The organism is Luteimonas sp. MC1828 (genome assembly GCF_016461615.1).
GTDB lineage: Bacteria > Pseudomonadota > Gammaproteobacteria > Xanthomonadales > Xanthomonadaceae > Luteimonas.
On sequence record NZ_JAEMNY010000001.1, the window covers coordinates 1,320,048 to 1,333,066 of the forward strand.

At 71.2% G+C, this 13,019-nt stretch carries 10 protein-coding genes; 3 read left to right on the plus strand and 7 right to left on the minus strand.

Annotation, left to right across the window (positions count from 1 at the left end; all coding sequences use genetic code 11):
- The first annotated feature begins 1 nt into the window (after position 1).
- Positions 2-1,825, plus strand: coding sequence for an ABC transporter ATP-binding protein (locus JHB91_RS06055; RefSeq protein ID WP_233398625.1), 1,824 nt, complete (start codon positions 2-4; stop codon positions 1,823-1,825).
- A gap of 39 nt (positions 1,826-1,864) precedes the next feature.
- On the opposite strand, the gene JHB91_RS06060 is transcribed toward JHB91_RS06055, so the two are convergent.
- From JHB91_RS06060 to JHB91_RS06090, 7 genes are all read right to left on the minus strand, one after another.
- Positions 1,865-2,953, minus strand: coding sequence for a hypothetical protein (locus JHB91_RS06060; protein ID WP_233398526.1), 1,089 nt, complete (start codon positions 2,951-2,953; stop codon positions 1,865-1,867).
- 86 nt (positions 2,954-3,039) lie between these two features.
- Complete coding sequence (locus JHB91_RS06065) at positions 3,040-6,336, minus strand: error-prone DNA polymerase (protein ID WP_199472096.1); 3,297 nt, start codon at positions 6,334-6,336, stop codon at positions 3,040-3,042.
- On the minus strand, positions 6,333-7,808 hold the full coding sequence (locus JHB91_RS06070; protein ID WP_199472097.1) for a DNA polymerase Y family protein: 1,476 nt from the start codon (positions 7,806-7,808) through the stop codon (positions 6,333-6,335). The genes JHB91_RS06065 and JHB91_RS06070 overlap by 4 nt, the downstream gene beginning before the upstream one ends.
- A gap of 9 nt (positions 7,809-7,817) precedes the next feature.
- Positions 7,818-8,504: a translesion DNA synthesis-associated protein ImuA gene (gene imuA / locus JHB91_RS06075; protein ID WP_199472098.1), complete on the minus strand. Its 687-nt coding sequence runs from the start codon at positions 8,502-8,504 to the stop codon at positions 7,818-7,820.
- Positions 8,501-9,172, minus strand: coding sequence for a transcriptional repressor LexA (gene lexA, locus JHB91_RS06080; protein ID WP_199375257.1), 672 nt, complete (start codon positions 9,170-9,172; stop codon positions 8,501-8,503). The genes imuA and lexA overlap by 4 nt, the downstream gene beginning before the upstream one ends.
- Before the next feature lie 166 nt (positions 9,173-9,338).
- Positions 9,339-10,016: a hypothetical protein gene (locus JHB91_RS06085; RefSeq protein ID WP_343225059.1), complete on the minus strand. Its 678-nt coding sequence runs from the start codon at positions 10,014-10,016 to the stop codon at positions 9,339-9,341.
- A 161-nt stretch (positions 10,017-10,177) separates the two neighbouring features.
- Complete coding sequence (locus tag JHB91_RS06090) at positions 10,178-10,447, minus strand: hypothetical protein (RefSeq protein ID WP_199375256.1); 270 nt, start codon at positions 10,445-10,447, stop codon at positions 10,178-10,180.
- A 143-nt stretch (positions 10,448-10,590) separates the two neighbouring features.
- Between JHB91_RS06090 and JHB91_RS06095 the strand changes: the two genes are divergently transcribed.
- Together JHB91_RS06095 and JHB91_RS06100 are read left to right on the plus strand one after the other, a co-directional pair.
- The gene (locus JHB91_RS06095; RefSeq protein ID WP_199472099.1) at positions 10,591-11,775 is read left to right on the plus strand and encodes a hypothetical protein; all 1,185 of its coding nucleotides are present in this window, start codon (positions 10,591-10,593) and stop codon (positions 11,773-11,775) included.
- Between the two features lie 128 nt (positions 11,776-11,903).
- The gene (locus JHB91_RS06100) at positions 11,904-13,019 is read left to right on the plus strand and encodes a type 1 glutamine amidotransferase domain-containing protein (protein WP_199472100.1); all 1,116 of its coding nucleotides are present in this window, start codon (positions 11,904-11,906) and stop codon (positions 13,017-13,019) included.

Below are 13,019 nucleotides of genomic sequence, written 5' to 3' on the forward strand. Positions count from 1 at the left end.
CCTGCTCGGCTGGTTCGAGCGCAGGCTGGATCCGTTCCCGGACACCCCGCCGCGCCAACCGCCGCGCACGCTGATCGCGTTCTGCATGCACTACACGCGCGGCGCCGGCCCATGGCTGGTGGCGCTCGCGCTGCTGGGCGCGGCCATCGCCGCCGCGGAGCTCGCGCTGTACGTGTACCTGGGCGCGCTGGTCGACCGGCTGGGGGCGCACACGCCGGCCACGTTCCTGGCCGTGGAAGGCCCGCGGCTGGCGTGGATGGCGGGGCTGGTGCTGGTGGGCCTGCCGCTGCTGGTGCTGCTGGATTCGATGGTGCAGTTCCAGGCGCTGCTCGGCAATTTCCCGATGCGCATCCGCTGGAACGTGCACCGTTACCTGCTGCGGCAGTCGATGGGCTACTTCCAGGACGAGTTCGCCGGGCGCATCGCCACCAAGCTGATGCAGACCTCGCTCGCGGTGCGCGAGACCGTGGTCAAGCTGCTCGACGTCGGCGTGTACATCGTGGTGTACGTCACCGGCGCGACGCTCGCCGCCGCCGCGGCCGACTGGCGGCTGATGCTGCCGTTCGCGGGCTGGATCATCGCCTACGCCCTGCTCATGCGGTACTTCGTGCCGCGCATGGAGCGCGTCTCGCGCGAGCAGGCCGACGCGCGCTCGGACATGACCGGGCGCATCGTCGACAGCTACACCAACATCGCCGTGGTCAAGCTGTTCTCGCACTCGCGTCGCGAGCAGGCCTACGCGCGCGAGGCGATGCAGGGTTTCCTCGGCACCGTGTACCGGCAGATGCGCCTGGGCACGCGGGTCAGCGTGGCCAATTACGCACTCAACATGCTGCTGCTGGCGTCGGTGGCCGGCGTGGGCGTGTGGCTGTGGCTGGGTGATGCGATCAGTGCCGGCGCGGTCGCGGTGGCGGTCGCCCTGGCGTTGCGCATGGTGGGCATGTCGCAGTGGATCATGTGGGAGCTGTCGGCGCTGTTCGAGAACATCGGCACCGTGCAGGACGGCATCAGTTCGATCTCGCTGCCGCCGACGGTCGACGACGCGCCCGGCGCGCCGGAGCTCGGCGCGGTGGCCGGCGACATCCGCTTCGAAGGCGTCGGCTTCCACTACGGCAAGGGTGCCGGCGTGATCGACCACCTCGACCTGCACGTGCGCCCGGGCGAGAAGATCGGCATCGTCGGCCGCTCGGGCGCCGGCAAGTCGACGCTGGCCAACCTGCTGCTGCGCTTCCACGACGTCGAGAGCGGCCGCATCCTGGTCGACGGCATCGACATCGCCAGCGTGCAGCAGGACACGCTGCGCGCGCGCATCGGCGTGGTCACCCAGGACACCTCGCTGCTGCACCGCTCGGTGCGCGAGAACATCCTCTACGGTCGGCCCGATGCCAGCGAGGCCGAGATGGTGGAGGCCGCGCGCCAGGCCGAGGCGCACGACTTCATCCTCGAACTCGGCGATCCCGAAGGCCGCCACGGCTACGACGCCCAGGTCGGCGAGCGCGGCGTCAAGCTGTCCGGCGGCCAGCGCCAGCGCATCGCCGTGGCGCGCGTGCTGCTGAAGGACGCGCCGATCCTGGTGCTGGACGAAGCCACGTCCGCGCTCGACTCCGAGGTCGAGGCCGCCATCCAGGGCAATCTCTACCGGCTGATGCAGGGCAAGACGGTGATCGCCATCGCCCACCGCCTGTCGACGATCGCGGCGATGGACCGGCTGGTGGTGATGGACCAGGGGCGCATCGTCGAGGAAGGCACGCACGCGCAGCTGGTTGCCGCCGGTGGCCTGTACGCGCAGCTGTGGCAGCGGCAGTCGGGTGGCTTCCTGGCCTGAGGCCAGGTTCCGCGCGGGATCGCCAGCCGGCGTGCGCGCTCAGTGCGTGCCGCTGGCGCCGGTATCGGTGCTCTCGCCGCGGCGCTGGTAGAACGCGCTGCGCACCGCGTCGAACTCGCTCATTGGACTGTCGTCGGGACAGGCTTCATCCGGGAAGCTGAAGGAGTCGCGCAGCGCGAGGCCGCAGCTGTTGAGTTCTTCGATGTCGGTGTCGGGCGCCTTGCACTGGCGGTCGAAGGCGCGCTGGAAGCTGTCGCGGCGGCGCACGAAATCCGCGCCGCACTTGCGCATCAGCTTCAGCCGGTCGAGGTCGTCCTGGGCCGGGTTGGTGCCGTCCAGGCCGTATTCCTGCAGCTCGGTCGCGCTCAGCACGCGCAGGTTGCGGTTGGGCACCGACATCATCAGGTCGGCCACGGCCACCGCCACGCCGTTGCGCTCCAGGTATTCCTTGACCCGGCCGTAGACGGCCTGCAGTTCGGAGTTGAGCTCGGCGCGCGTGGTGGCGGTGGAGCTCATGCGGATGATGCGGTGGATGCCGACGGGCCCCGAGATCATGCGCACGTCGCCGGCGCCGAGGATCAGCACGCAGGCGCTGTGGCAGGCGGCGCCCTCGCGCACCCAGACGGTCCAGCCGGAAGCGCCGATCGCGTCGCCCGCCTTGATGGCGTCTTCCACCTGGCCGCCGCTGGAATCGATGTCGAGCACGCGCTTGCCGATTTCCATGCGGTCGGCGATCGCCGCCACCCGCTCCACCAGCGCGTGGAAGCCGGCGTTGATCTTGCCGTCGTAGCGCAGGCGCACCAGGCCGCGCTCCTGGCAGGGCTTGAGCGTATCGACCACGTTGAAGAACGACAGGTCGGTGAGCGCGTCGCCGTCACCGGCGCCGGCATAGTCGAGCTCGCAGCTGATCGAGGCGGTGCCGTCCACCAGCGCCACCTGCGGCCAGTCGGTGCCCTTGCGCACGTCGTAGGCCTTGGGCACGACTTCGACCGGGGCGGAAATGAATTCGCCGTCGTTGGCCTCGGCTTCCACTTCGATCGCCTGCTGCACGGGAACGACGTCCTGCGACGGCGCGCTGCAGGCCGCAAGCAGCAGGCACAGGACGGACGCGCGGAAGGGGAGCGACATGCAGGCGGCTGCGGGGCGTTGGACGGCTGCCCAGTCTAGTGGCTGCCCATGCCGGCGGACGAACGCGAGGTGAACCGGGCTCAGGCTCAGCGGAAATCCCGCGACTCCGAACGCAGGCCGCCGAGCAGGGCGGACAGGTCCTCGAGGTGGCCGGCGATCAGGTGCTCCACGCCGTCCACGCGCTCCCAGCGCCCGCGCACTTCCAGCAGCGTGGCGCCGAGCAGCGCCTTGCGCCCGCGCTCGGCCACGCGCGGCCACACGATCACGTTGACCATGCCGTCCTCGTCCTCGAGGGTGACGAAGATCGTGCCGCTGGCGGTCTGCGGCTTCTGGCGCTGGGTGACGATGCCCGCCACCCGCACCGCGCTGCCGTGGTGGCGGCCGCGCAGCTCGCGCGAGGCCAGCAGCCGCCGCGCACGGAGCCGGTCGCGCAGCAGCGCCAGCGGGTGCGCGCCCAGGCTCAGGCCCAGCGCGCGGTAGTCGGACAGCACGTCCTCGCCGGCGCCGGGCGCCGGCAGCAGGACCGCATCCTCGTCGGGGCTGCCCGGCAGCAAGGGCCGCTGGCGTTCGATGCCGGCCACCTGCCAGCGCGCGTCGTGGCGATGCCCGGCCAGCGACGCCAGCGCCCCGGCCTCGGCAAGCGCGCTGCGCGCCTTTTCGTCGAGGGCGGCGCGACGGCAGAGGTCGGCGATATCGCGGAACGGGCGCTCGCTGCGCGCGGCGACGATGGCGTTGGCGACGGTTTCGGAAAGGCCTGCGATCTGGCGGAAGCCGAGGCGGATGGCGGGGGCCGTGATCAGGCCCGCCACACCCTCGCCTTCCAGCGTGCAATCCCACGCGCTGCAGGCCACGTCCACCGGCAGGACGTCCACGCCTGCGCGCGCGGCCTTGCCGCGGCGTGCGTCCTGCACGATCTGGCTGGGCGAGTAGAAGCCCATCGGCTGCGCGTTGAGCAGCGCGCAGGCGAACGCCGCCGGCTCGTGGCGCTTCAGCCAACAGCTGGCGTACACCAGCTTCGCGAACGAGGCGGCGTGGCTCTGCGGGAAGCCGTACGAGCCGAAGCCCTTGATCTGTTCGAAAATCTGGTCGATGAACTCAGAGGAATAGTTCTTGGCCTCCATCAGTTCGCGGATGCGCACGCGGTGCGGCTCCATGTCGCCGCCGTGGCGCCAGGCGGCCATCGAGCGGCGCAGCTTGTCGGCCTCTTCCGGCGAGTAGCCGGCATGGATCACCAGCTCCATCACCTGCTCCTGGAACAGCGGCACGCCGAGCGTGGGGCCGAGGATCTCCTCGATGCCCGGCGACGGATACGACACCGGCTCCTGGCCCTGCCGGCGCCGCAGGTAGGGATGCACCATGCCGCCCTGGATCGGCCCCGGGCGCACGATCGCCACCTCGATCACCAGGTCGTAGAACGTCCTGGGCTTGAGTCGCGGCAGCATGGTCATCTGCGCGCGCGATTCGATCTGGAACACGCCCACGGTGTCGGCCAGCTGCACCATGTCGTAGGTGGGCGTGTCCTCGTTGGGGATGGTGGCCAGCTCCAGGTCGCGGCCGCGGTGCGCGCGCACCAGGTCGAGCGCCTTGCGGATGCAGGTCAGCATGCCCAGCGCCAGGCAGTCGACCTTCAGCAGCCCCATCGATTCCAGGTCGTCCTTCTCCCACTGGATGATGGTGCGGTCGGCCATGGCCGCGTTTTCCACCGGCACCAGCTGCCACAGCGGCGCATCGGAAATCACGAAGCCGCCGACGTGCTGCGACAGGTGCCGCGGCCTCCCGCGCAGCATGGTGGTCACCGCCAGCACGCGCGCGATGAGCGGGTTGTCGATATCGAAGCCGGCATCGGCCAGGCGCACTTCCATCGGCGTCTCGCCGTTGCCCCAGCCGAAGCAGCCGGCGAGCAGCGCCACCTGGTCGGGCGGCAGGCCGAAGGCCTTGGCGACATCGCGCACCGCGCTCCTGCCGCGGTAGCGGATCACCGTGGCGGCCAGCGCGGCGCGGCTGCGGCCGTACTTGCCGTACACGTACTGGATCACCTCCTCGCGGCGCTCGTGCTCGAAGTCGACGTCGATGTCCGGCGGCTCGTTGCGCTCCTTCGACAGGAAGCGCGCCATCAGCAGCCGGCTTTCCGCAGGATCGACCGAGGTGATGCCGAGCGCGAAGCACACCGCCGAGTTCGCCGCCGAGCCGCGCCCCTGGCAGAGGATGTCGCGGCTGCGCGCGAAGCGCACGATGTCCTCCACGGTGAGGAAGAACGCCTCGTATTTCAGCTCCGCGACCAGCGCCAGCTCGTCGTCGATCTGCCGCGCCACTTTTTCCGGCACGCCCATTGGCCAGCGCCGGCGCATGCCCGCTTCGGTGAGCTTGCGCAGGTGGCTGGTGGGCGTTTCGCCGGCGGGCACCAGCTCGGCCGGATAGTCGTAGCGCACCTCGTCGAGCGAGAACGTGCAGCGCCGCGCCAGCGCCACGGCTTCGGCCAGCAGCGCATGCGGATGGATGTTGCCCAGCGCGCGGCGGCTGCGCAGGTGGCGCTCGCCGTTGCGGAACAACTGCGCGCCGCAGTCGGCCAGGGCCAGGCCGTGGCGGATCGCGGTCACGGTGTCCTGCAGCACGCGCTGGCGGCGCGTGGCCATGTGCACGTCGCCGGTGGCGAGCGGCGTGAGCCCGGCCTGCGCGGCCAGCGCCAGCAATGCGCCGAGGCGCGCCTCGTCGTCGTGGTCGCGGTGCAGCTCCACGGCGAGATAGGCGCGTTCGGCGAACGTGTCGCGCAGCCACGCGCCTTCTTCCGGCTGCCCCGGCAGCCAGAGGGCGAACAGGCCGGTCGTACCGTCATCGAAGGCGTCGCGCGCCAGGTCGTCGCGGCCCAGCTGGTAGGCGCCCTTGCCCGCCGCACGGCGCGCGGTGGTGATCACCCGGCACAGCTGCGCGTAGCCGGCGCGGTTCTCGACCAGCAGCACCAGGCGCAGGCCGTCGTCGAGGGTGAACTCCGCACCGACCACCAGCTTCACCCCGGTGATGCGCGCGGCATCGCGGGCGCGCACGATGCCGGCCAGCGAGCATTCGTCGGTGATCGCCAGCGCCTCGTAGCCGCACAGCGCGGCGCGTTCGAACAGCTGCTCGGCGCTGGCCGCGCCGCGCAGGAAGCTGAAGTCGGACAGGCAGTGCAGCTCGGCATAGGCGGGCGCGTCGATGCCGTGCGGCTCCACGCCGGCCGACGCGTCGTTGGCCGCGCCCAGGCCGGGGACCACCAGCGCCCTGCCGCGATCCGCGCCACCCAGCGCCAGCTGCATCTGCTGCTGCATGCGCACGCTGCGCGGCGGCCGCGCACCGGGCGTGTCCGGCGCGACGCCGGGCGGCAGGGCGTGGTCGTCGTCCCAGTTCATGCGAACCAGCCGTGCAGCATCCAGTTGCCGAGCTCGCCCGGCGCCGCGAACGCCCAGGCGCGCTGGCCCTGCGCGGTTTCCAGTACGTAGTAGTCGCGGCGCGCGTCGTCGCCGTCCCACCAGCCGCTTTCCAGACGCTCCGGCCCGGACACGATGCGCACCCGCCCGCGCAGCGGCAGCGGGCGCGGCAACAGCCACGCCGGGCGCGCCGGGCGTGGCGGCGCGGGCTGCAGGCAGGCCGCGTCATCGCCCGCGGCCGCCACGCGTCGCCATGCGCGCTCCGGGCGCGGATCGCCGCTGGGCGCGATGCGGTGCACGGCCTCGTCGCCGAGGCGTGCGCGCAGGCGCTCGCGCAGCTGCGGCCACGGCACCGCCTGCGCCGGGCGGGTATCGAACAGGTCGCGCGCGGCCGGCACGAACGGCGGCAGTTCGCGCGCCAGCAGCCGCATCGCCACCACGGGCGCCGGCAGCGCCACCTGCTCCAGGCGGTTGCGGGTGAGCTCGAACAGCAGCGTGGCCTCGCGCTCGGCGGCCAGCAGGCCCACCGCCACGTCGGTATGCGCCGGCGCCGCCACGCGCTCCATGTCGGCGGCGTGCGAGGGCAGCGCATGGCTGCGCTCGTGCTCCAGGCGCAGCGTGAAGCGCTGCACCCCGCCGTCGCGCGCCGAGAGATACGTGGCGAGGTCGGCGATCATCCGCCGCAGCGGGAACAGCAGCGCCTGGTGGCTTTCCACCTCGAAGCCGAGCTCGATGCGCGCGTCGAAATGATCGGGCGGCGCGTAGCACGCCAGCGGATCGTCGGCATCGCCATGCAGGCGATCCAGATGCTCGAGCAGCTCCACGCCGAAGCGCCGGCGCAGGCCGTCGCGCGGCAGCGCACGCAGCGCGCCCAGCGTGCGCACGCCCATCGCATGCAGGCGCGTGCCGGCGGTTCCCGGCAGCGCCGCACGGCGCACCGGCACCTGCGCCAGCGCCTCGTGCATCGCCGGCAGCGAGGTCACCGCGAATCCGTCCCGCAGCCACGCGAACGCCAGCGCCGCGCGCGGCGTGGGCGCCAGCGCGATGCGGTGGCTGAAGCCGAGTCCCGCGAGCTCCTCGCGCAGCCGCGCCTCGAAGCGCGGCCACGGCCCGAACAGCCGGAAACTCGCGCGCGCCTCCAGCACGATCGCGCCCGGCCATTGCGTGCTGACCAGTGAGCTGTGGCGATACGCCCACGCCGCCAGGAACCGCTGCCAGCGCTCATCGGCGCTGGCGTCGTGTTCGACCAGCGCCACCGTGCTGCAGAGCGCGTGCGCGGCGGTCAGGCGCATGCCGGGCTTCAGCCCGGCGGCGGCGGCGGCGGCGTTGACCGCGTGCAGGCTGCGCAGCTGCGCCGGCCCGCCGACCAGCGCCAGCGGTTGCGACGGATCCGCCGTACGCCGGAGGACGGCGTCCAGCGCCAGCCGCGGCAGCGCGATGCAGGCCCAGAGCACGCCGATGCCCTAGGGAGCGACGGTGGCGAGGGCGACGCGCCCGCAGGCCGCGACGGCGTTCGCACCGGCAGGCCTGAAGCCCTGCGCCGGCGGATTGGCGCCACGGCACTTGCGGACGTACCACGCCCCCTCGCCCGCCGCGGCGAACTCCAGCCGCAGCGCCGCCGGCGACGGATTGGCCGCGTGTTTCGCATCGCGGAACGCGAAGCCCAGGCAGTCGCCGCTGTCGGCCGCCACCTGCAGCCGGCGCAGCGCCTGCGCATCCGCCTGCAGCGGCCAGCCCAGCACCGCCGCGCAGGCCGCGCTGCGCAGGCACTGCTCGAACGCCCACAGCGCACCGCGCGCATCGGCCTCGATGATTTCCAGATGGCGCAGGTCAACGCCCGCCGCCTGCCACGCCGGCGCATACGGCAGGTACGGCGGCGCCACCAGCGCCACCACGCCACCGGCCTGCGTCAGCCGCGCCAGCGTGGGCAGCAGCAGCGCCAGCTCGCCCACGCCATCGGCCGGCAGCAGCAATTCGGTGAGCGCCGCGCGTGGCCAGCCGCCCTGCGGCAGCAATGCATCCAGCGCGGCATGCCCGCTCGGCTCGCCACCCGCGGCCACCGCCGGCGCACGCCCCGCGCGCCACACCGTCTGCGCCGAGAGCATGGCGTCGAGGCTGGGCAACACCGCGATGGACGCGACCGCGTTCATGCCGTGCGCACCAGCCCGCAGTACAGGCCCTCGATGGCGAAGTCGCTGCCCGGCGGCACCTCGATCGGCGCGTAGTCCGGATTGCGCGGCAGCAGCCGCAGCCGCGTGCGCGTGCGCTCCAGGCGCTTGATGGTGATCTCGCCGTCCACGCGCGCAACCACCACCTGGCCGTTGCGCGCGTCGCTCGCCCGCTGCACCGCCACCAGGTCGCCGTCGAAGATGCCGTCGTCGCGCATCGAGTCGCCCTTCACCCGCAACAGGTAATCCGGCTTGCTGGTGAACAGCGCGCGGTCGAGCAGCACATGGCGCTCGACGCCGGCATCGGCACCGATCGGCGCACCCGCGGCCACGCGGCCGAGCACCGGCAGCTCGAGGCGGTCATCGCGCAGCTTCAGCCGCGTGCCGGGCACGTGGCGCGCACGCCCCGCCCGGCCGCCGCCGGCCTGCGCCATGCCCGCGACCACGCGGATGCCGCGCGCCTCGTTGGGCCGCACTTCCAGGTAGCCGGCGGCCTGCAGCCGGCGCACGTGCTTGTGCGCCGCACAGGCCTGGCGGAAGCCGAACGCGTCGGCGATCTGCTGCAGCGTGGGCGGCGCGCCCTCGGCCCCGGCATGGGCCTGGATGAAGCCGAGCACGTCGCGCTGTCGGGGGGTGAGGTCGTCGGTCATGGGTAAAAATCTATTTGCCTTGGCGGACATAAGCAAGCCCGGCGGTCGGAAGATTCCAGCGCCGGGCGGTCTAAGGAGATGAGAGGGGGTTTCAGATCAATCGCTTGCGGCGGACTCTGCAGCCGCGGCCTGCGCTTCGCGCTCGGCCACTACGACGACGCACGCTTCACTGGCGCGCGGACCGAGCGCGTTTTCCATCGTTGCGTTGCGTAGTCGCGCGACCTTGCGCGAACTCGGGGAAGGTCTCCGCGATCGACGCCGCATCCGGCAGGATGTAGAACACCCCGCCCCGCTCGAACGTCGGACGGATGATCCGCTCGTAGAACTCGGGCGAGACGTTGATGCAGCCATGCGTGACGCGGTTGTCGTCAGGCGTGGGCGATGCAAGGCGTTCGGGGCGCCTCTCGGCCGGGACGCCGGTCGCGGTCGGGTGGATGGAGACCGCGGACTCGTAGTCCACCCACAGCACGCGCCCGGCATCGATCGACGGACCGTAACCGCCGACGAAGCGGCCAGCAGGCGTGGTGCGATCGCGGCCCGGAATCTCGCGAAGCGCGAGACCGGCGATGCCGGGGGCCGTGTGATCGCCGACCGCCGAGCCGAAGAGCCCGGGGGCCGCGCCGCGAAGCCGGCCGTCGCCACCGAACACGAAGATCTGTGCGGCGGCCTTGTCGATGACCGCGAACGGATAGCCCTGGCTGTCCTTGGCTGCGACAACCCAGCCCGCAAGCTCGATCACCGTACCGGACACATCCTGGCCTGGTGGAAGCTGGTCGACGGGGGCGACCGGCTGCGCGGCGGCGTCCTCGGCGCTGGTCACATCAAAGCTCGCGAACGCCAGCACAAGCGCCAGCGCACCAATGACGGCCCGGGCCGCAGGGTGTGTGCACGTAGGGATGGGAAGGTTCCTCGGAACGAAGACTGGATGAAGACAAGGAGACCGGTGGCCAGCAAGGCCACCGGGTCACGGCTCAGGCCGTTCGTCGCGGTTTGCGCAAGTAGAGACTAACCGCGCGGCGCGCGGCGCGGCGCTGCTTCAAGCTGCTGGACGCGGCTTTCCATTTGATCCAACCGCTGGTTGGCCTGCTGCGCGGACTGGTTGGCGGACTCTGCGCTCTGGGCCGCGCTCTGCACCTTCGTGTCGAGTTGATCGAGGCGTGAGTTGATCCCTGCAAACTCGTCATCGTAGGTGGCACAGGCGGCAAGGCTCAGGGTGGCGACGATCGCCAGGCCGAGCGTACGCGCCATCACCAGATGTTTTTTGGTCAGAAACATTTCAATGCTCCTTCGTCGGGGGGATATCGGGGCCAGTCTGGCGTTGGAATACGTAGATGGATTGTGAAGAGCACTTTACGAGATTTGCGGCCAGTGGATAAGCTCTCGCGACGCGTTCGCGTATTCAGGGGAAAGGGGAAGAGATGACGATTCGAAGCATTGCGCTGCCGCTCGCGGCGGCGGTTCTTGCGTGCGCGTGCGGTGCCGCGCATGCGGAGAAGGAAAGGCCGCAGGGCCACGATCCCTCGCAAGACGAACTACTCGCGGGCATGGCAGTGCATGCCGTCGCCGCGCATGACCGGCTCAAGAGCCAGATCACCTACGGGTTCATCAACGTAGGCGGCACCGTTGTCAACGCCACGAACAACCTGTACACGAGCACGCCCGGACTGTCGTACGGCAGCGCGGCTGCCGCTGGCCTCGCCGGCGGCCTGATCGCCTCGGCGCTCATCAATGCCGAGGCCAAAGCCTCAGCCAAGCGCCAGGTCCGGGATGCGAACGCGGAGTTCGAACGTGCCCAGTGCAAGCTGTCGAACACCGACGCACTGTTGGGTGCGATCGAGCGCAGTGTTGGTGGCACGCCATGGGGTGCGGGACGAAGCGTCCAACGGCATGTGCTCGCGCCAGAACGTTCGGTGGACGATCTGGTGCCGCAGGACGAGCCGCGCTACGAGCTGGTGGCGACCTACAGCATGACGCCGGACTATTCCGCGCTGGTCACCTCGGTCGCGCTGGCCGCGTATTCGGCGCAGCTGCCAGGGGCGACGACGCGCTGGCAGAAGAAGCCAGCGTGGAGCAACGACCTTGTCGTGGTGTCTGACGTCGTCCCATTGGCCGGGAAAACTCCGGCGGACATTCAGGCCGCGATCTCACGCGAGGCCACGCGCTACGCGGACAGTGGCGTGCACAAGCTGATCCAAGCCGCCAACGGAGGCGACCGTACAGCCCGCCGCGCCGCCAGCGCATTGCTCAGGACCCACCAGGCGCGCATGCGCGAGGCCAGGGGAACGGAGTGGACACCGCGCGAAGCAGCTGCGGCGCGCGCGCGCGCATGGACGGCCGACGACTGCAGCCTGGTTCGTTCGGCGCTCACGCAAGGCGCGACCGACATCGAGACGCTGCTGAACGGCCTGTTTGACGGCTCACTCCCCGCCCGCGCAGAAACGGGTGTGACGGAAGTGCCACTGCGTGACGATACCGATCGTGTCGTACAGGCGCTGCCAGATGGACAGTACGTCGCACGCGCGGTCGATGCCGACGCGCCACTCGGTTGGCGCTACTCGTGGTATCCCGAGGAAGAAACGCCGGACGAGGCGTCGGCGGAGTAAGCCGGGGGCAGGGCCCCGCACGCGCGTGGCCCTGCTTCTTCCGTCCAGGGTCGGCTCTCCGCCGATCTTGAAATCCGCTTGATATGGCAGCGCCATCCTGTCCCTCCCCGGATACGACTGGAACCGCCATGTCCCGCCTGCCCCTCACCTGCCTGCTTGCCGCCCTCCTGCTGCTGCATCTCCCGTCCGCGCTCGCCCGCGACACCGTCCTGGTCGTGCTCAGCGGTGAAGGTCGCGATGCCGGCAAGACCCGCCCCGGCTACGAGTTCGACGAACTCTCCCAGGCCTGGCTGATCTTCAAGGCCAACGGCCTGGCCGTGGAGGTCGCAAGCCCGCAGGGCGGTGCGATCGAGGCCGACAAATACAACCCCGACGAGCCCTTCAACGCCGCGCTGCTGGCCGATGCGGACGCGATGCGCCAGCTGGCCGATACGCGCCGCATCGACGCGCTGCGCGCCGAGGATTACGCCGCCGTCTACGTGGTCGGCGGCAAGGGCGCGATGTTCGACCTCCCGCGCAATGCAGCGCTGCAGGGCCTGCTCGCCCGGGCCTGGGACAACGGCGCGGTGCTGGCGGCGGTCTGCCACGGCCCGGCCGCCCTCGCCGACGTCCGCCTGGCCGACGGCAGCCCGCTGGTGGCCGGCCGGCGCATGACCGGCTTCAGCAACGAGGAGGAGACGGTGTTCGGCAAGAAGTGGGCTTCGCAGTTCCCGTGGCTGCTGGAAGATGCGTTGCGCGCGCGCGGCGCGGCCTGGGACGAGGCGCCGCTGATGATGCCGAAGGTGGTGGTCGATGGACGCCTGGTCACCGGCCAGAACCCCTACTCCACCACCGCGGTGGCGGAAGCGATCGTGCGCGCCCTGGGCCGCACGCCGGTCGCGCGCACGCCGTGGCGCGACGAGTTGAGCATGGCGTTGGTGGAACGCCTGCGCAGCGGCGACATCGCCGGCGCAACGGCGGCACTGCAACAGGCGCCCACGCGCTACCACGTCGAACTGATTGGCCTGCTCGGCTATTACCAGGCGCAGGTCGCCGGCGACGATGCCGCCCAGCTGCGGCCCGCGCTGCAGACCATGCAACTCGCCCTGCCGCACATGGCCGAGCCGCAGCTCAAGCTCGGCGCTGCCGACGCCCACCTGCGGCTGGGCGAACATGCGCAGGCGCGCGCCCTGGTGCTGCAGGTACTGGAAGCGGCGCCGCAGATGGAAGAGGCTGTCACCCTCCTGAAGCGGATCGACGGCTGA

Excerpts from the sequence above, each read along its gene's own strand:
- JHB91_RS06095 (WP_199472099.1), top strand. The coding sequence starts at position 10,591 with ATGACGATTCGAAGCATTGCGCTGCCGCTCGCGGCGGCGGTTCTTGCG.
- JHB91_RS06090 (WP_199375256.1), bottom strand. The coding sequence starts at position 10,447 with ATGTTTCTGACCAAAAAACATCTGGTGATGGCGCGTACGCTCGGCCTG.
- JHB91_RS06100 (WP_199472100.1), top strand. The coding sequence starts at position 11,904 with ATGTCCCGCCTGCCCCTCACCTGCCTGCTTGCCGCCCTCCTGCTGCTG.
- lexA (WP_199375257.1), bottom strand. The coding sequence starts at position 9,172 with ATGACCGACGACCTCACCCCCCGACAGCGCGACGTGCTCGGCTTCATC.
- JHB91_RS06065 (WP_199472096.1), bottom strand. The coding sequence starts at position 6,336 with ATGAACTGGGACGACGACCACGCCCTGCCGCCCGGCGTCGCGCCGGAC.
- imuA (WP_199472098.1), bottom strand. The coding sequence starts at position 8,504 with ATGAACGCGGTCGCGTCCATCGCGGTGTTGCCCAGCCTCGACGCCATG.
- JHB91_RS06060 (WP_233398526.1), bottom strand. The coding sequence starts at position 2,953 with ATGTCGCTCCCCTTCCGCGCGTCCGTCCTGTGCCTGCTGCTTGCGGCC.